Raw genomic sequence first — 405 nt, 5'->3', positions numbered from 1 at the left:
CCCATCACACGGTACTCGCCGGCCATCTTTTCGCGGTCCGTGAAGTCCTCCAGTTCCGGCACGCCGTCCTCCATGGATAACGAAAGCGCCATCTGACCGTTCCGGGCAGGTCGAGTGTACAGACCGGCCTCCCACAGCGCCTCCCTGCGATTCGGCGTCACGCCGTCGAAGGCTCCGGCCGTCACCAGCGACAGCACCGCCTGCGGCTTCAGCCCTGTCCGTCTCACGAGGTCTCCTGCGCTCGCGTACGGGCCGTGCCTCTCCCTCTCCTCCAGGATGAGCGCAGCAGACCCCGAGCCGACGTCCTTGATGAACCTGAGACCCAGTCGGACAGAGCCGCCCTGGGGAGCGCATGACATCCCGCTACCGTTCACGCACGGGTTCAGGAACGGCACACCGAAGCGT

The 405-nt window shown here is 66.2% G+C and carries 1 protein-coding gene; it reads right to left on the bottom strand.

Features of this window, described 5'->3' with window-relative positions; translation table 11 throughout:
* A partial coding sequence (locus J4G14_10440) for an error-prone DNA polymerase (GenBank protein MCE2458218.1) occupies positions 1–405 on the bottom strand: 405 nt, incomplete at both ends.

It is taken from the genome of Dehalococcoidia bacterium (genome assembly GCA_021295915.1).
Classification (GTDB): domain Bacteria; phylum Chloroflexota; class Dehalococcoidia; order Lucifugimonadales; family UBA1123; genus VXRN01.
This window is presented reverse-complemented; position numbering and strand designations above follow the sequence as displayed.